The organism is Microbacterium sp. As-52, from assembly GCF_049949185.1.
Lineage (GTDB): Bacteria > Actinomycetota > Actinomycetes > Actinomycetales > Microbacteriaceae > Microbacterium > Microbacterium maritypicum_A.
In genome coordinates this window covers 3,765,398-3,782,990 of record NZ_CP188171.1, presented here as the reverse complement: position 1 = coordinate 3,782,990, position 17,593 = coordinate 3,765,398, and the positions used below count along the sequence as shown (strand labels likewise).

Below are 17,593 nucleotides of genomic sequence, written 5' to 3'. Positions count from 1 at the left end.
GCGGCACCGCCGAGGAGGGGCTTGACATCCGCGCGCCCGTTCCCCTCCTCCCCTGTGTGCGGAGACCTCAGGCGGCGTCGGTCGCGGGCTGCTGCAGCCAGAGATCGGGGCCGAAGACCTCGTAGGCGATCCGCTCAGCGGGCACTCCTCGGCGCAGAAGGGTCGCTCTCGCGTTCCGCATGAACTCGAGGGGTCCGCACATGAACACGACCGCGTCGTCCGGCAGCTCCACATCGGTGAGGTCCATCCTGCCCGGAAGAGCGGGATGCAGGGTCGGGGCCCCGTCTGCGTCCTTCGCGTACCAGTTCTGTGCCCTGGCGTCGTCCATCGCGAGCACCTGACGACGAAGTGAGGGATACAGCGCGTGCGTGTCGTGGGCGCGGTCCGCATGGAAGAGCCGCACAGTGCGGCCGGGAGAACGTCGTGACAGGTCCTCGACGATCGCAGCGATCGGAGTGATGCCGATACCCGCCGACACCAGGATCAGCGGGTGCTCGTCGTCGTCGAGCACGACATCGCCTGCCGGCTGCGATACGTCGAGCACTGTTCCGGGATGCGCGTGCTCATGCAGCCAGGTCGACACCAGGCCGTCGGGCAGGCCGCCCTCACCGCGTACCCGCTTCACCGTCACCCGCAGCGAATCGCCTCGCGGCCCGGAGGAGATCGTGTATTGGCGCGGCTGTCGGGAGCCATCCGGCAGGTCGACGGCGACGGCGACGTACTGGCCGGTGCGGTGCGAGGCCACTGCCCCCTCCACGGGAGCGAGGAGGAGGGAGATGACGTCGTCGGACTCCACCACGCGCTCCACGACGCGGTGTGTGCGCCACGGCTGCTCGGGATCGGTTCCGCCCTGCGCATAGAGCTTCGCCTCCTCCGCGATGAGCGAGCAGCCGAAGAGCCAGTAGACCTCGTCCCAGGCGGCTCTGACCTCGGGGGTGACGGCATCGCCCAGGACCGTCTGGACAGCGTCGAGGAGGTGGTGCCCGACGATCGTGTACTGGCGTGCCTGTATGCCCAGGGAGACGTGCTTGTGAGCGATCCGGCGCATGACGGGCGTGAAATCGGGGGCCTCGGGGTCGATGAGGTGGACGGCGAACGCAACCACCGATGCGGCCAGCGCCTTGGGCTGCTCGCCTATCGCCTGGTTTGCACGATTGAACACACGGAGCAGTTCCGGATGTGCGGCGAACATCTCGCGGTAGAACAGCGTCGTGATCTCGTCCGCATGCTGCGCGACGACTCCCGCGGTCGCACGCACGACCGCCTCGGACTCCGTTGAGAGTTTCATGACTTCCCTTCTCTTCATCGTCATGGTTCTCCCACCCTTTCCCGCGGCGAGGGTACGCGCCGGGTCTTTCACCGGGTTATTTCCGGTGGAAAGGAGTCCAGGACTGTTCGCGCCCGCCTATCCTCGCCACATGCCCCGTCGCGCCCATGACTTCCGAGGACTCACTCAGCCGCGTCGACTCCAGCTGCTGCACGCCATACAACAGGCGCCCGGCCGGCGCGCCGGCGCGCTCGCCGAGGAGAGCGGCATCCCGCTGAACACCGTCCGGGATCATCTGCGGGTGTTGGAGGACGAGGGGCTGATCCGCAGTGAGACACGAAGGTCCGGCGGTCGAGGGCGTCCGTCCGTCGTCTTCCATCCTGTGCGCGACGTGACATCGAACACCGTCACGCGCTCGCGCGTCGACGGGGCGAGCGAGCGGGGGCGGATGCTCCGAGCCGTGACGGACGATGCCCCGACTGCGCTCGAGGAGGACGCCCTGCGTCAGGTCGACGTCCTCTACGAACACCTCGACGACGCCGGTCTGGACCCCGTCGTCGATGAAGCGGCGCTGCGCTTCGACTTGGCTCCGTGCCGCTATCAAGGGCTGTTGGCGGAAGATCAGGCGCTCGTCTGCGACGTTCACGCCCAGCTCGTCCGCGACGTGCTCCAGCTCAGCGACGGGCCGCTCGAGATGCAGCGGTTGGATCCGTTCGTCTCGCCGCGGCAATGCCGGCTGTTGCTCGGGCGGAGGGAACCCGGGAGCGGTCGTGGCTGAGGAGTAGGGCGGGCGGGACTTGAACCCGCGATCGTTGGGTTATGAGCCCACTGCCTTAACCAGCTTGGCCACCGCCCCGTACTCCTCCCAGCCTAGCGGCCGGGGCCGTCAGGCCGAGGTAGCCGATGAGTGCGTCTGCGAGTGCCCCAGATAGATGTCGGCGTTGGCGATGAGTCCCGCACGCTCCTCGTCACTGAGTGCCCGACGCACCTTCGCGGGAACACCGGCGACGAGGGAACCGGCGGGGATCTCCGTCCCGCCGAGTACGACGGCGCCTCCGGCGACGAGGCAGCCTTCACCGATCACCGCACCGCTGAGGATCACCGATCCCATGCCGACCAGCGTGCCGTCGCCGATCGTGCAGCCATGGACGACCGCATTGTGTCCGACCGATACCTTGGCACCGATCACGACCGGGTGTCCGGCATCCACATGCACCGAGACGTTGTCCTGCACGTTCGAGCCGGGACCGATGACGATCCCGGCCGAGTCGCCACGAAGCACGGCGTTGTACCAGACGCTGGAACCGGCGGCGAGGGAGACTTCACCGATGATGCGCGCCCCGTCTGCGACGAAAGCCGTCGCGTCGATCGACGGTGTGCTGTTCGGCAGGGCGAGGACAGAGGCTCCGGACGCGATGCTCATGAGGCGAGACTACCCTCACTTCCCCGGAATCACGCGGAAGTGAGCCGAGCCTCAGCTTGCTTGCGGAATGTATGAGGCTGAGTAGCGTTGTCTTCATCAGATACGAGAACCCGTTCCAGAGGAGCACAAGATGAGCAAGGCACAGACCGTTTCCACCACCGCCATCGACCCGACCGTGGCTGCAGGGGCGGCCCAGTTCCTCTCCCCTGTCGTGCTCGGCCTCCAGGCGCTGACGATCAACGGCAAGCAGGCACACTGGCATGTCCGCGGCGCCAACTTCATCGGCGTCCACGAGTTGCTCGACACGATCGTCGCCCACGCCGGTGACTTCGCAGACACCGCCGCAGAGCGGATCGTCGCGCTCGGTCTGCCGATCGACGCTCGCGTCAACGCAGTCGCCGACAAGGCGGGAACCACCTCCGTCGCCGCCGGCTTCGCCCAGTCGGACGAACTGATCCGCGCCGTCATCTCTGACATCGACGCGATCCTCGTCGACGTCAAGGCCGCCGTCGACGGCCTCGACGAGGTCGACCTCACCAGCCAGGACGTCGCGATCGAGATCCAGCGCGGCCTCGAGAAGGACCGCTGGTTCCTGGTCTCGCACATCGCCGCCTGATCTGATCGGCAAGGGGCGATCCTCGGTTCTCCGAGGATCGCCCCTTCTTCGTGCGCGCTTCGTGCGTGCGGAAGATCAGCCGATGTGGGTGACGTATCCGGCCAGAATCGTGGAGCGAACGGGCATGGATCGCAGGTCCGCCCCTGTCGCCGTGCGAGGATCTGCAGCGCAGAGGGCGATGTCGGCGGGCTCGCCCGGACGCACCGACGAACGCACGCTCGCCTCGAGCGCCTGGTCGATTGTGATCCGTTCTTCCGGATGCCAGGGTTCCCGCGCGTCGTCGGTGCGCGATACCGCAGCCGCGATGGCGTGCCAGGGGTCGAGCTCGGCGACGGGTGCATCGGATCCGAAACGCAGGTGCACGCCGGCATCGCGCAGCGATGCCAGCGGATAGCCGATCGCGGTCTGCTCCGCCCAGTGGCGATCCACCAGATCACGGTCATCCACGGCGTGCTGCGGCTGGACGCTGGCGACCACCCCGAGGCGCGCGAACCGCGCGAGATCGCTGTGTCGGACGAGTTGCACATGTTCGATCGACCCGACGGCGCCCGTGGTGGTGAAGGCGTCGAGCGCCGAGGTGATCGCCCGGTCGCCGATCGCATGCACGGCCACGCCCAGACCAGCGCCTGTCGCCCGGGTCAGGAGCGCGAAGAGTTCATCGGAAGGCACGGTGAGCATCCCGAAGTTGTCGGGGTCACCGGGATAGGAGTGCGAGCAGGCGGCGGTTCGCGTGCCCAGCGAACCGTCGGTGATGATCTTCAGCGGCCCGACGCGGACCAGGCCTCTACCCGGTGTCGGAACGTCGTGCTCCTCGCGGAGTTCTCCCGTGCGCAACCCGGCGCCGATCGCACGGTCGAGGTCGAAGGGGTAGACCGCGAACTCGACACGGTGCCAGACGAAGCCGGCCTGGACCCGTCGCGGCCAGGCTTCCGCACTCCACGCCATGTCGAAGTCGACCAGGCCGGTGATGCCGCGCGCGGCGGCCTGCTCTCCAGCGCGCATCATGGCGCGGTCGCCATGGGCGGCGTCGACCGCGTTGAGGCGCCGCGAGATCTCGAAGGCGTCGGTCTCGCGGAGCACACCATCGTCGCTCCGGAACCCCTCACGAGCGAGCGCCGCGGTGTTGAGCCAGACGCTGTGGACGTCGGCATTGATGAGGTAGGTCGGGATGTCCCCGGTCGCCGCGTCCAGGAGGTCGAGTGAGGGCCGATCCGACCACAGGGCGTCACGGAAACCGGTGCCGACACGACGTCCATCCGGCAACGGGGCCACACCGCTCATCGCCGCGGCGGCAGCGGCGGCGGATTCCAGGTGACCGAGCGGCGCTCGTTCCGATGCCAGAGCCCATTGCACCGTGTGCACGTGGTTGTCCCAGAGCCCCGGAACGGCCCAGGCGCCATCACCGCGGATGACCTCGCCCCGCGCCGGCAATGCACCGGTCGGCGCGATGTCGACGATGCGCCCGTCGGCGATGAAGATGTCCACGGGCTCGTCATCCATCAGGAATTCACGCCCGGGGCCCGCGATCCGCACGGCCGTGATGGTGTCGATCGCCGCTCCGCGTTCTGTCACTGCTGTCGTCCTCCTCGGCGCGCGTCCTGTGCGCGCCGCATCTCCGCGGCGAGAGCCGGGTTGGAATACGGTCCGTCGGTCGACAGCGCGGCGATCACCGTCTCGATCGTCTCCGGCGGCTTGTTCTGACTGAGTTTCCTCTTGGCGACGACGCGGGTCGGCGTCAACCGGAAGCCGACAGTCCCCGAAGCGAGCCGCTCGATGTATCCCGGGTCATTCGGACGCTCCCACATACGCCTCGGTTCGGGCATCCGCGATTCGAATCGCTCCACCAGCCGGTCGAGGACGACGAGGTTCTCTTCGTCCGTGAGGATCTCGGGCACGCCGGCCAGATGCACGGCGGTGTAGTTCCACGTCGGCACGGCGGCGACATCGCCGTACCAGCCCGGAGACACGTAACCGTGTGGACCCTGGAACACCGCGAGCATCTCTCGCCGGCCCATGCCGTGGATGAGATCGTCCGGACGGCCGACGTGCCCGACGACGGTCAGGTCGTCGCGCGATTCGTCGAGGAGAACGGCGTAGTGAGAGGCGACGAGTCCGTCATCGCCCGCGCTCATGATCGTCGCCCACGGATTCGCCTCGATCACTCGGCGGATCTCGGTCACGTCGGCCAGCGTGAAGCTGGGATTCTGTCGCATTCGATCAGCCTAGAACGGATGGCGGTGGCAGGTGCGTGGTCAGGCCTGACAACGGGGGCACCAGTAGAGCTTGCGCGCGCCGATCTCCTCGAGGGCGATCTCCGTCCCGCAGATGCGGCACGGAAGCCCCGCGCGGTGATACACCCAGTGGCGGTCGTCGCGGTTTGCCATCGCCGCTCGATAGTCCGCACCGGTGAGGCCGTCCATCGTCATCATCTGCCCGGTCTCCACACCGACGGCGAGCAGCCGCACCCAATCGTTCCAGAGCGCACGCACGACGTCTTCGGGCACATCCCGACCAGGTGTGTGCGGATTCAGCCGCTGCCGGAACAGCATCTCGGCCCGGTACACGTTCCCGATGCCGCTCACGACCGACTGGTCCATGAGCAGGAGTGCGATGACCGTCGGCTTCTTCCGGACCGCCCGGACGAACCGTTCTTCGTTCTCGACCGGATCGCCGACGAGCGGATCGGGCCCCAGCTTGGCGACGGTGGCGAGCATCTCTTCGGGCGTCTGCAGCACACAGGCGGTCGGTCCTCGGAGGTCGGCTGCGGTGATGTCGGTCATCAGGCGAAGGCGCACCTGCCCGACGACAGGAGGAGGCCACTCCATCCCCTCGTCGGCGAGGCCCTTCGTCTGCTCCGACATGCGCACATGCACCCGGGTGCGTCGAGGGGCTCCGATCGACGCCAGCGAGTTCTCCCCCGCATCATCGAGGATCGGCTCGTCGAGGATCGGCTCGTCGAGGACGGTACCCCGCTGGTTGGTCTGGCCCATCCGCCCGTTCGCCGAGGCGATGGTCGGGTCGACGAGGATCTCGCCCGCGAAATCCCACGCCCCGTACAGACCGAGGTGCACGCGGAGCCACAGATCGCCTTCCGTCTCGAGGAACATCTGCTTGCCGACGGCCTGCACGCTCACCGCCGCGCGCCCGTCGAGGACAGCGGCACCTTCGGCGAACCGGCCCTGCGGGCTGGAGGCGCTCAGCGTCTTGCCGACGAAGTTGCGGTCGAACTGACGAGCGATCCGGTGGACGGAATGACCCTCGGGCATCTCAGGCCCGCGGGTCCGGGAGCAGGGAGCCGTCGCGTTCGAAGTCCGCGATCTGGCCGATGCGCCGCACGTGGCGCTCGTCTCCGGAGAACGGCGTCTCGATGAAACGGTCGATGAACGAGGTGACCTCGTCGTAGGTGTGCTGTCGTGCGCCGATGGAGATCACGTTGGCGTCGTTGTGCTCGCGGGCCAGTTCTGCCGTCGAGAGGTTCCACACGAGTGCGGCACGGACGCCTTCCACCTTGTTCGCAGCGATCTGCTCGCCGTTTCCGGAACCTCCGAAGACCACACCCAGAGCTTCGACGCCCGCCCGCTGATCGGCGATGACCGCCTGAGCCGCGCGGATGCAGAACGCGGGGTAGTCGTCGACCGCGTCGTACTCGATCGGACCGTGATCGACGACCTCGTGTCCGGCTGCGCGCAGATGTCCCTGCAGCTGGGTGGAGAAGTCGAGGCCCGCGTGGTCGGTGGCGATGTGGATGCGCATGACTCCCATCCTAGAAGTGCGCGTGCATCACCGAGAGGTCACGGGGCGACACCGGCCGCGGCCGGCTTGAAGCCCGCGCGGATGTTCTCACAGCACCCGGGACGGCACACGTCGAAACCTCCCGGGAGGGACGTGACATGCGCGCGCTCTTCGTTGGGGCGTCCCTGGAGACGCTCTTCGATCAGGTCGACGATGCCCGTCACGAACGCCGGTGACACGCCCGGGGTGGGTGTGCGCGTGAACGCGAGGCCCGCCTCCTCCGCGGCTTCGGCCGCTTCGGTGTCGAGATCCCACAGGACCTCCATGTGATCGCTCATGAAGCCCACTGGTACGACGGCGACGGCCTTGCGACCGCGCTCGGGCAGCTCGCCGATCACGTCGCACACATCGGGCTCGAGCCACGGCTGCGAGGCGGGGCCGGAGCGGGACTGGTAGACGAGTTCCCAGGACACATCGGCGGATGCCGGAACGGTCTGCCGCACGCGGTCCATCACCCAGGCGGCGACGGCGAGATGCTGTGCGGCGTACGCACCGCCTTCGCCCCAGTCGATGTCCCGTGCGCCGGAGCGCTCGGCGTCGGCCGTCGGGATGCTGTGCGTCGAGAAGAGGATCTGGATGTCGGCTGCGGCGACACCCTCGGCGAGGAAGCCTTCGACAGCCTCCCGCACGCCGGTCTCGAACGCTTCGACGAACCCCGGGTGATCGTAGAAGGGACGGATCTTGTCGATCGTCACGGTCTCGCCCAGGCCCGTCTCCTCGAGGATGCGGGCGAAGTCCTCGCGATACTGACGGCAACTGGAGAACGAGCTGTATGCACTGGTGGCGAAAGCCAGGAGGGTGTTGTGACCGTTGCCCGACGCCTCGGTGACGACCTCTTCCAGGTACGGGGCCCAGTTGCGGTTCCCCCAGTAGACAGGGAGCGTGATGCCTCGCTCGACCAGGGCGTTCTCGAGCGCCTGCTTGAGCACACGGTTCTGCCCGTTGATCGGGCTCACTCCGCCGAAGTGACGATAGTGGTGTGCAACCTCTTCGAGTCGTTCGTCGGGGATGCCGCGCCCGCGCGTCACATTCCGGAGGAACGGGATCACGTCTTCCTGACCCTCCGGCCCGCCGAATCCGGCGAGAAGGATCGCGTCGTAGGCGACCGGCGTGGTCACGAAGGGCGCACCGCCGGAGGCAGCAGGCGAAGCAAAGGGAACGACATTCGGCTCGATCGCAGTCACCCCTCCATCCTCCCACCTCGGCGGAGTGCGGGAGTGCGCGCATTCACCGTTTCTATCCGTTTCCGTTCCTGCGCCGCTGCGAGAGGGCATCCGTCGCACTGGCGTAGGCTGTCAGGGTTGCCGTCGGCGCCAACTGCGCCCAGCCCCGGTGACATCCCCTCACCCCTGGGAGTACAGCTGTGCCTGGAGAGAACCTCACCCGCATCGAAGCGCAGGAGCGCCGCGACGTCGTCGACACTCAGTCCTATGAAGTCGCCCTCGATCTGACCAAGGGCGCCGAAGTGTTCGGCTCCCGCAGCGTGGTGCGCTTCACCGCGACACCGGAGGGCTTCACCTTCATCGACCTCATCGCCCGCGAGGTGCGCGAGATCTCGCTCAACGGCGAGCAGTTGGACCCGAACGAGGTCTTCGCCGACTCGCGCATCGCGCTCACCGGGCTGCAGGCCGAGAACGTCCTCGTCGTGGACGCCGACTGCGAATACACCAACACGGGAGAAGGACTGCACCGCTTCGTCGACCCCGTCGACGGGGAGGTCTACCTCTACTCCCAGTTCGAGGTGCCCGACTCGCGCCGCGTGTTCGCGGTCTTCGAGCAGCCCGACCTCAAGGCGACGTTCCAGTTCACCGTGACGGCACCGGCAGCGTGGAAGGTCGTCTCCAACTCCCCCACGCCCGAGCCCATCGTGCACGACGACGACGTCACCGCCACCTGGGGCTTCGAGCCGACCCCGCGCATCTCGTCGTACATCACCGCACTCGTCGCCGGACCGTATGAATCGACCTTCTCGGAGCTGACGAGCGCCTCCGGCCGTGTCATCCCGCTGGGCGTGTACGGCCGCAAGAGCCTGTGGCAGCACCTCGACGCCGACTACATCTTCGACAAGACGCGCGAGGGCTTCGCCTACTTCGAGTCGAAGTTCGGCGTGCCGTACCCGTTCGCCAAGTACGACCAGCTCTTCGTGCCGGAGTTCAACGCCGGCGCCATGGAGAACGCGGGAGCGGTCACCTTCACCGAGACCTACGTCTTCCGCAGCAAGGTGACGGATGCTGTCAAGGAGCGCCGCGTCGTCACGATCCTGCACGAGCTCGCCCACATGTGGTTCGGTGACCTCGTCACCATGAAGTGGTGGAACGACCTCTGGCTGAACGAGTCGTTCGCTGAGTGGGCGTCGACCATCGCCACCGCCGAGGCCACCGAGTGGACCGAGGCGTGGACCACGTTCAACGCCATGGAGAAGACCTGGGCCTACCGCCAGGACCAGCTCCCATCCACTCACCCGATCGTCGCCGAGATCAACGACCTCGAAGACGTGCAGGTGAACTTCGACGGCATCACATACGCCAAGGGCGGTTCCGTCCTGAAGCAGCTCGCCGCCTGGGTCGGCATCGAGGCGTTCTTCGCGGGCGTGTCGCAGTACTTCCAGAAGCACTCCTGGGGCAACACCGAGCTGAGCGACCTGCTCTCCGAGCTGGAAGCCACCAGCGGCCGTGACCTCGGTTCCTGGTCGAAGAAGTGGCTGGAGACCGCCGGCGTGAACACGCTCGAGCCGGTCATCGCAGAGGACCACGATGGAAAGATCTCGCGCTTCGCGATCACGCAGACCGCGCCGGCGGACTACCCGACGATTCGTCCGCACCGGCTCGGAATCGGCTTCTACACGCTGACCGACGGTTCGCTCACGCGCACGCACTACCTCGAGGTCGACGTCGACGGCGACCGCACCGAGGTGCCCGAGCTGCAGGGTCTCGCCCGGCCCGACCTCGTGCTGCTCAACGACAACGATCTCGCCTACGCGAAGATCCGCCTCGACGAGAAGTCGCTCGCCACCGCGATCGCGCACCTCGCCGACATCCACGACCCGCTCGCCCGCTCGCTCGTCTGGGGTGCCGCGTGGGATCAGACCCGCGACGCCGAGACCGGCGCCTCGGAGTACCTCGAGCTCGTGCTGGGGAACATCGGTCGCGAGACCGAGTCGACGACGGTGCGCACCACGCTCGCCCAGCTGCGCACTGCGGCGACGCTGTACGTCACGCCGGCCGACCGCGAGGCGGCGCGGCTGAAGATCGCCGACGGCCTGTGGAGTCTCGCGGAGTCCGCCGAGCCGGGCAGCGACAGCCAGCTGCAGTTCGTCACCGCCTTCGCCAACGCGCTGGTCACCCCGGAGCATGCCGGCATCATCGGGCGTCTGCGCTCCGGCGAGGACACCCTGCCCGGGCTCGAGATCGATGCCGACCTGAACTGGCAGCTCCTCGTGGGCCTCGCCACGATCGGCGCGACGGATGCCGCGACCATCGATGCCGCTCTCGCCGCGGACAACACCGCCAAGGGCGGGGAGTTCGCGGCACAGGCCCGCGCCTCTCTCCCGGACTCGGCGTCGAAGAAGGCCGCATGGGCGTCGCTCATCGAGCGCGATGACGCCCCGAACACGATCGTCCGCTCGGCGGCACTCGGCTTCACGCACCCGTCCGGAGCAGCGGCGCTGAGCGAGTTCGTCCCCGCGTACTTCGACATGCTGCTCCCCGTCTGGGAGTCGCGCACCTATCAGATCGCGCAGTACCTGATCGTCGGGCTCTTCCCGACGGCCCTGGCCGACATCGCCCTCCGCGACGCGACCCGCGGCTGGCTGGCCGCCCACCAGGACGCTGCACCGGCACTGCGCCGACTCGTGCTCGAGAATCTGGCCGATGTCGAACGGGCGCTCGCTGCGCAGGCGCGCGACGCCGAGGACTGATACCGGCGTAGTTGATCCCGGAGTAGCAACCGAATCGGAGGCCATCTGCCCCGCGAACGGCGCGTCCGACGAGGACGCACCGTCCCCGGGGCAGGTGGTCTCCGTTTTCGCGTGCGGCATCCACCACCCAGCCAGTGCAGAGGCCCGATCGCTAGGATCGGTGGTGATGATGATCCCCTCCACGACAGACACTCCTCCCGACCCCGTGCCGCTTCCCGACTGGGTGATGGCGCTGCTCGGCTGGCTCGGAGCTGCCGGCATGAAGGTGCTCGCCGTCGCGATCATCATCGTGTCGTGCGTGGTGATCGGCCTCGTGCTTCGCGTCGTCATCCGGCGCGTGGTGCACCGCATCGTCGACAGCGCCAAGAACAAGGCGTCCGTCGACGACACACAGGCGCTCGAGCGCTCGCCACTTGCCGACATGCGACTGGTGCAGCGCACCCGCACCCTCGGTACGATCCTGCAGAACATCGTCAATGTGATGCTGGTCGTGATCGCGATCGTGCTCATCGTGAACGCCATCGACAACAGCCTGCTCGGTTCGCTCACCCTCCTCACCGCCGCCGTCGGTGCCGGCCTCGGTTTCGGCGCCCAGAACATCGTCAAGGATGTGCTCAACGGGATCTTCATCGTCGCGGAGGACCAGATCGGTATCGGCGATGTGGTCGACCTCGGTCTCGCGAGCGGTGTGGTCGAGTACGTCAGCGTGCGCATCACGCAGGTGCGCGACGTCAACGGAACCCTCTGGTACGTGCGCAACGGCGAGGTCACCCGCATCGGCAACATGTCACAGGGATGGGCACGCTCCATCATCGACATCGGGGTGCCGGCGGACTCGGACCTCGAACAGGTCGAGCACATCATGCTCGAGACCGCGCAGGGCTTGTCGAAGGACCCGAAGTGGCGCACCCGCATCATCGAGAAGCCGGAGCTGTGGGGGCTCGAATCCATCGACGGCGATGCGCTCGTCGTCCGCATCGTTATCAAGGCCCGTGCGAACGCGAAGGACGACGTGGCCCAAGAGCTGCGTCGTCGCTTGCGTGCCGCGCTCCTCGAGAAGGAGATCGGCGTGCCCCGGATGGTCGATGTGGTGCCGACGGGGCTCGACGGCGCCCGTCGGGTACGAGGAGCGAACCCACCCAGGACCCGTCCGAACGCGGTCACGGGCGTGCCGATCATCCCCGATCGTGGGATCTGGCGCCGCAAGAAGCCGAATGATGACGGGAGCCCTCAGAAGTGACGTTCTACGACGAGATCGGCGGGCATGAGACCTTTCGGAAGATCGTCTCGGTGTTCTACCGCGAGGTCGCGCTCGACCCCGTGATGAAGCCGATGTACCCCGAGGAGGATCTCGGACCGGCGGAGGATCGGCTCCGGATGTTCCTCGAGCAGTACTGGGGAGGGCCGACGACCTATGGCGAGACGCGAGGGCACCCTCGGCTGCGCATGCGACACATGCCCTTCCACATCGATGCCGATGCCCGCGATCGTTGGCTTCGTCATATGAGAACGGCCGTCGACGAAGCGCAGTTGTCTCCTCTGCACGAAACGACGCTGTGGGACTACCTGGAGCGCGCCGCCTATGCCATGGTGAACACACTCGAGCCTTCCGGCATCGGCGCCGGTCCCGGCGGCCGTCCCACGCTCGAGACCCGCTCACGTCAGGAATCAACGGAGAACTCATGACGACAACGCCCCGGTCCACAGACGTCCTGGTGATCGGATGGGGGTTGGCCGGTCTGGTGGCCGCCGCAGAGGCGCTCGACGCCGGTCGGCGCGTCATCCTGGTCGACCAGGAGCCGCGCACCAATCTCGGCGGTCAGGCCTGGTGGTCGTTCGGCGGGCTGTTCTTCATCGACTCCCCCGAGCAGCGGCGTCTCGGCATCAAGGATTCTCTCGAGCTGGCGACTCAGGACTGGTTCGGCAGCGCCGGCTTCGACCGGCCGGAGGACGAGTGGCCTCGCCGTTGGGCCGAGGCCTACCTGCAGTTCGCTGCCGGCGAGAAGCGCGCCTGGTTGCGAGAGCGCGGCGTCGGCTTCTTCCCGGTGGTGGGCTGGGCTGAGCGAGGAGGCTACGGCGCCATCGGTCCCGGCAACTCCGTCCCGCGGTTCCACATCACCTGGGGTACCGGTCCGGGGATCGTGGCCCCTTTCGCGGCGGCTGTCGAACAGGGCGAGCGGGAGGGACGGCTCACGGTCCTCCCCCGACACCGCGTGACGGAACTGCTCGCCGCAGACGGGACCGTCACCGGAGCGCGAGGAGACGTCCTCGCGACGAGCGGATCCAGCCGCGGTGTGCCGTCCTCCCGCGACGTCATCGGCGAGTTCGAGATCACTGCGACGGCGACCATCGTCTCGTCGGGCGGCATCGGAGGCAACCACGACCTCGTCCGCGCAGCCTGGCCGGCGCGCCTCGGTACCGCGCCGGAGCACATGCTCACCGGGGTACCGGCATACGTCGACGGATCGATGCACGGTGTGAGCGAAGCTGCGGGCGCCCGGCTGATCAATGGCGACCGGATGTGGCACTACGTCGAGGGCATCACGAACTGGGACCCGGTATGGCCGTCACACGGTATCCGCATCCTCCCCGGCCCCTCCTCGCTCTGGCTTGACGCGACCGGTAAACGACTCCCCGTCCCCCTGTTTCCCGGATTCGACACCCTCGGAACGCTGGAGCACCTGCGCACGACCGGTCACGATCATTCCTGGTTCGTCACGTCGCGCCAGATCGTCGAGAAGGAATTCGCGCTTTCCGGTAGCGAGCAGAATCCCGATCTCACCGGCAAGGACGTCGGTCTCCTGGTGAGATCCCGCCTGGCCAAAGGGCCGACCGGGCCTGTGCAGTCGTTTCTCGACGAGGGCGAGGACTTCATCGTGGAGAACGACCTCGAATCGCTCCTCGAGCAGATGCAGCGTCATGCCGGAGGAGAGCTCCTCGACATCGACAACGTCCGGCGCGAGGTGATCGCCCGTGATCGTGAGATGGAGAACGACTTCACGAAGGACGCGCAGATCGGGATGCTCCGATCGATGCGCAGCTACCGGGGCGACAAGCTGATCCGTACCGCTGCACCGCATCGTCTCCAGGATCCTGCGGCCGGACCGCTCGTCGCCGTGAAGCTTCACGTGCTCACGCGGAAGTCTCTGGGCGGAATCAACACCGACCTCGAGGGCCGCGCTCTGAACGCGACCGGAGAGCCGATCCCGGGGCTCTATGCGGCAGGCGAGGCGAGCGGCTTCGGTGGCGGGGGCGTGCACGGCTACCGGGCCCTCGAAGGCACGTTCCTCGGCGGTTGCCTGTTCTCGGGACGGACGGCGGGGCGGGCAGCGGCACTCGCGGGCTGAGGCACGTTCCGAGAGCGCCGGTTCCAGCTTTCCGGATGATGCCGTTCCGGGGATCCCTCCTGCCTGTTCGGGCTATCCCGAAGACGTGTGTTCGTCACTCGAATCGCTCGGTATTCGTTCCTACTGTGGTCTCGTGCGCCTCCTCCCCGTTCTCGGTCTCCTGTCCGTTCTGATCCCGGGCATCGCGGTTCCCGCCGCCGCGGCCTCCGGCCCGCTCTCCTCCGACGCCACCGTGCAGGCCTACGTGGATGCGTTCGCCACACCGGGCATAGCTGCGGCGGTGGTCTCCGACGGAGGCGTCGAGCTGATCGTGCGCGGTCGGGATGGGGACGGACGCACGATCACCCCGCACACGCTGTTTCGGATCACTTCGATGAGCAAGTCGATGACGGCCACGGCGGTCATGCTGCTCGTTCAGGACAAGAAGATCGCGCTCGACGACCGGGTGATCGACACACTTCCGGAGTTCACCATGGCCGACGAGCGCTATGAGGAGGTCACGATACGGCAGCTGCTGTCGCACACCTCCGGACTCTCGCTGCGAACCAACCCCGAGTTCGCGCTCCCCGCACCACGGACGACCGAGGCGGTCGTGGCCGAGCTCCGCGATCGGCGGCTGGTGGCCGAGCCCGGCGCCCGATTCGAGTATCACAACACCAATTACTCGATCGCGGCGCGCGTCGTCGAAGTCGTCTCCGGCGAGTCGCTGGACGACTTCCTCCGGCAGCGCCTCTTCGTCCCGCTCGGCATGCTCGACACACAGAGCGTCGATGCCTGCGATCAGGCGGTCGAACGACTTGCCCCCGGCTTCTCCGTCGTGCTCGGACTCGCCTACGTCATGCCGGAGATGCCCGGACGCTGCGGGGGGAACGGAGGTGTGGTGTCGACGCTCGCCGACATGGTGCGGTGGCTTCGGTTCCAGCAGGGCGAGGTCGGAGCGGGCGTCCTGGATCGCATACTGCTCGAAGAGCTCCATGTCTCTCAGCCGGGCGCGGAGTCCTACGCCCTCGGCTGGCAACGCGCCGCTCCGGGCGGAGGTGACGCCCCCGGCTTCGTCTCCCACGGCGGCACATTGGCCACGTTCACCGGTTCGATGGCATTCGTTCCCGAGACGGGCCGAGCGGCAGTGGTGCTGACGAACGGCGTCGGCTCTCCCGGCGAGCTGGTGCAGAACCTGATCGTCGGTGCCGACGGGGTGGCGGCGAAGCCGTATGAGAATCCGCTGAACATCGTCAACGGGATCCTGTCGGCTCTCGCCGTGCTCGCTCTGATCCTCCTCCTGGTGACAGCACTACGTGCTCCGCGGTGGGCGGCGCGGCGACGCGCAGCGCGAAGACCACGCAGCTGGCTTCGTCTGATCCCGCTGACGCTCGTCATCGTGGTGGGCCTGTTCGTCCCGCTCGCACCGGCATTGCTCGGAGGATCGGTCGAATGGCAGTACTGGGTATTCGACCTCTGGCTGTTCCCGCTACTCGACGTTCTCGGGATCGTGCTCGTGCTGGGGGGAATCAGTGCTCTGGTGAGCAGGATCGTCGCACTCCGCGTCGTGCCGGTCGCGTTACGGGGGCGCCTGCGCGCTTCGCGTCAGTCGAGCACGCCGGTCTGACGCACGCTCGTGAGGCCAGAGGCGACCGGTCCCCGAGAGAGCACATGCCCCCGCCGGAAGGCGAGTCGCGTCCATCGCCCGGATCGAGTCACCGATACCTGCTCCTCGCCGGAGATGAAACCCATCGCGTCCGCGGCGAAGGCGACCCCTCTCGGCAGACCCTCGAGCTCCTCGTCCGGCTCACCCCAGATCGCGGCACGCAGCGCCCGCACGGCTTCTTCTCCGGCGCCCGGCGTCGCGCCTCGGGCGACGGCGGAAATGCCCCACTGTGCTCGTCGGGCCAGCGTCGAGGCGTCGAGGACGGCTGACCGTTCCCATGCACCGCGAGGCGGAGCGATGCCGGCCCAGGCCGGAGAGAGGCCCGTATCCGGGAGGGTCAGGCGATCGAGTCCGTCGGTCTGCGTGAGTTGATCGACGACGACATCGCACTCGAGTTCGGGGTCGGCATGGACGATGCGCATCGCGAGGATCGTCGGCGTCTGATCGAACAGACCGTGTGGTGCCAGGGCCGCCGTCGTGAGCGCGAGGACTCCCCCCGTCGCCTGCAGTCGTACGCCCTCGTCGCTGATTCTGGCGGCTCGCCCCACGAATGTCAGAACGTCTTTCGCCGTGTCGGCGTCGGCGAGGAGAAGGTGATGCGGCACGCGTTCTAAACTACCAACGGAGCGGCGTCCCGGGGCGCGGAGAGGAATCCATGAGCGCGGAAGAACACGCCATCCAGACCGTCGAGCGACTGCTCGAGGTCCTCGATCTCGATTCGACCCAGGCACGGACCACCGAGGACATCTTCACCGGTTCGTCGCACCCGATGCCCAGCGGGCGGATCTACGGTGGACAGGTTCTCGCCCAGGCGCTCCTCGCTGCGGAACGCACTCTTCCCGAAGATCGGGCGGTGCACTCGATGCATGGATACTTCCTGCGCCCCGGCGATGCGAGTCAGGGCATCACGATCTCGGTCGATCGTATTCATGATGGGCGCTCATTCTCGACACGCCGTGCCCAGGCATACCAGAACGGCGTACCCATCTTCTCGATGATCGCCTCGTTCCAGGATGCGGATCCCGGCGTCGAGCATGCGTCGGGGATGCCCGAGGGCATCCCCGAGCCTGAGGCCCTCCAGCCGGACGAGGACCGTGTACAGGGACTCCCCGGCGGCACGGCGCGGATGCTGAGCGACCGAGCGGCTGATGTCCGCCATGTCGACTCGCCGATGTATCTGCCGAGCGACGATGCCCGTACACCGCAGCAGGCCGTGTGGATGCGCCTTCGCGCGCCGCTTCCGGATGACCAGCGTCTGCACCGCGCAGCGCTCGCCTACCTCAGCGACATGACGATCCAGGAGTCGATTCTTCGCGCGCACGGGGTCTATTGGGCGCTCCCCGGCCTCAAGGTCGCGAGTCTCGATCACGCGATGTGGTGGCACCGCCCTGCTCGCGTGGATGAGTGGTTGCTCTACGTGCAGGAGTCACCCAACGCCCGCGGAGGCCGCGGACTCGCCACCGGACGGATCTTCACACGCGACGGCACCCTGGTGGCGAGTGTCGCCCAGGAGATCATGATCAGGGTTCCCGACGGCCAGGACTGACTTATCCGCTCAGACGCTCGTCGTGCTGCGGGTCTGCCCGG

16 protein-coding genes and 1 tRNA gene are annotated in these 17,593 nt (G+C 67.4%); 8 read left to right on the top strand and 9 right to left on the bottom strand.

Annotation, left to right across the window (positions count from 1 at the left end; genetic code table 11):
* Window positions 1–67: 67 nt before the first annotated feature.
* On the bottom strand, window positions 68–1,288 hold the full coding sequence (locus ACLFA2_RS18245; RefSeq protein WP_426621770.1) for a globin domain-containing protein: 1,221 nt from the start codon (window positions 1,286–1,288) through the stop codon (window positions 68–70).
* Between the two features lie 130 nt (window positions 1,289–1,418).
* Here ACLFA2_RS18245 and ACLFA2_RS18240 point away from each other — a divergent pair, with 130 nt between their 5' ends.
* Window positions 1,419–2,045, top strand: a complete 627-nt coding sequence (locus ACLFA2_RS18240; protein WP_021200529.1) for a helix-turn-helix domain-containing protein — start codon at window positions 1,419–1,421, stop codon at window positions 2,043–2,045.
* Between the two features lie 4 nt (window positions 2,046–2,049).
* On the opposite strand, the gene ACLFA2_RS18235 is transcribed toward ACLFA2_RS18240, so the two are convergent.
* Together ACLFA2_RS18235 and ACLFA2_RS18230 are read right to left on the bottom strand one after the other, a co-directional pair.
* Window positions 2,050–2,123 (bottom strand) — tRNA-Ile (locus ACLFA2_RS18235).
* A gap of 30 nt (window positions 2,124–2,153) precedes the next feature.
* Complete coding sequence (locus tag ACLFA2_RS18230) at window positions 2,154–2,690, bottom strand: gamma carbonic anhydrase family protein (protein WP_021200528.1); 537 nt, start codon at window positions 2,688–2,690, stop codon at window positions 2,154–2,156.
* A 130-nt stretch (window positions 2,691–2,820) separates the two neighbouring features.
* Between ACLFA2_RS18230 and ACLFA2_RS18225 the strand changes: the two genes are divergently transcribed.
* Window positions 2,821–3,306 carry a Dps family protein gene (locus ACLFA2_RS18225; protein WP_021200527.1) on the top strand — a complete coding sequence of 162 codons (486 nt, stop codon included), beginning with the start codon at window positions 2,821–2,823 and terminating at the stop codon, window positions 3,304–3,306.
* Window positions 3,307–3,381: 75 nt separating this feature from the next.
* Here ACLFA2_RS18225 and ACLFA2_RS18220 read toward each other — a convergent pair whose 3' ends face one another.
* From ACLFA2_RS18220 to ACLFA2_RS18200, 5 genes are read right to left on the bottom strand one after another with little or no spacing between them, the layout of a single operon-like run.
* Window positions 3,382–4,878, bottom strand: a complete 1,497-nt coding sequence (locus ACLFA2_RS18220) for an amidohydrolase (RefSeq protein WP_426621769.1) — start codon at window positions 4,876–4,878, stop codon at window positions 3,382–3,384.
* On the bottom strand, window positions 4,875–5,519 hold the full coding sequence (locus ACLFA2_RS18215; RefSeq protein ID WP_029259196.1) for an FMN-binding negative transcriptional regulator: 645 nt from the start codon (window positions 5,517–5,519) through the stop codon (window positions 4,875–4,877). Before ACLFA2_RS18215 ends, ACLFA2_RS18220 begins: the two co-directional genes overlap by 4 nt.
* 39 nt (window positions 5,520–5,558) lie before the next feature.
* Window positions 5,559–6,572 carry an Fpg/Nei family DNA glycosylase gene (locus ACLFA2_RS18210; protein ID WP_292763474.1) on the bottom strand — a complete coding sequence of 338 codons (1,014 nt, stop codon included), beginning with the start codon at window positions 6,570–6,572 and terminating at the stop codon, window positions 5,559–5,561.
* A 1-nt stretch (window position 6,573) separates the two neighbouring features.
* Window positions 6,574–7,059: a ribose-5-phosphate isomerase gene (locus ACLFA2_RS18205; protein WP_021200523.1), complete on the bottom strand. Its 486-nt coding sequence runs from the start codon at window positions 7,057–7,059 to the stop codon at window positions 6,574–6,576.
* 38 nt (window positions 7,060–7,097) lie between these two features.
* Window positions 7,098–8,282, bottom strand: coding sequence for a ferrochelatase (locus ACLFA2_RS18200; RefSeq protein ID WP_029259195.1), 1,185 nt, complete (start codon window positions 8,280–8,282; stop codon window positions 7,098–7,100).
* A 179-nt stretch (window positions 8,283–8,461) separates the two neighbouring features.
* Between ACLFA2_RS18200 and pepN the strand changes: the two genes are divergently transcribed.
* The 5 genes from pepN (at window position 8,462) to ACLFA2_RS18175 (ending at window position 15,967) form a co-directional block, all read left to right on the top strand.
* Window positions 8,462–11,014 carry an aminopeptidase N gene (gene pepN, locus ACLFA2_RS18195; protein ID WP_426621768.1) on the top strand — a complete coding sequence of 851 codons (2,553 nt, stop codon included), beginning with the start codon at window positions 8,462–8,464 and terminating at the stop codon, window positions 11,012–11,014.
* 169 nt (window positions 11,015–11,183) lie between these two features.
* The gene (locus ACLFA2_RS18190; protein ID WP_235045244.1) at window positions 11,184–12,254 is read left to right on the top strand and encodes a mechanosensitive ion channel family protein; all 1,071 of its coding nucleotides are present in this window, start codon (window positions 11,184–11,186) and stop codon (window positions 12,252–12,254) included.
* A complete protein-coding gene (locus ACLFA2_RS18185) occupies window positions 12,251–12,700 on the top strand; it encodes a globin (RefSeq protein WP_021200519.1) in 450 nt (149 codons plus the stop codon). Before ACLFA2_RS18190 ends, ACLFA2_RS18185 begins: the two co-directional genes overlap by 4 nt.
* On the top strand, window positions 12,697–14,361 hold the full coding sequence (locus ACLFA2_RS18180; protein ID WP_426621767.1) for an FAD-binding dehydrogenase: 1,665 nt from the start codon (window positions 12,697–12,699) through the stop codon (window positions 14,359–14,361). Before ACLFA2_RS18185 ends, ACLFA2_RS18180 begins: the two co-directional genes overlap by 4 nt.
* 133 nt (window positions 14,362–14,494) lie before the next feature.
* Window positions 14,495–15,967 (top strand): serine hydrolase domain-containing protein, encoded by a 1,473-nt coding sequence (locus tag ACLFA2_RS18175; RefSeq protein ID WP_426621766.1) that lies wholly within the window; start codon window positions 14,495–14,497, stop codon window positions 15,965–15,967.
* On the opposite strand, the gene ACLFA2_RS18170 is transcribed toward ACLFA2_RS18175, so the two are convergent.
* Window positions 15,946–16,611: a hypothetical protein gene (locus ACLFA2_RS18170; protein WP_021200516.1), complete on the bottom strand. Its 666-nt coding sequence runs from the start codon at window positions 16,609–16,611 to the stop codon at window positions 15,946–15,948. The genes ACLFA2_RS18175 and ACLFA2_RS18170 overlap by 22 nt on opposite strands.
* A gap of 50 nt (window positions 16,612–16,661) precedes the next feature.
* Between ACLFA2_RS18170 and ACLFA2_RS18165 the strand changes: the two genes are divergently transcribed.
* A complete protein-coding gene (locus ACLFA2_RS18165; RefSeq protein ID WP_426621765.1) occupies window positions 16,662–17,552 on the top strand; it encodes an acyl-CoA thioesterase in 891 nt (296 codons plus the stop codon).
* The last annotated feature ends 41 nt before the right edge of the window (window positions 17,553–17,593 follow it).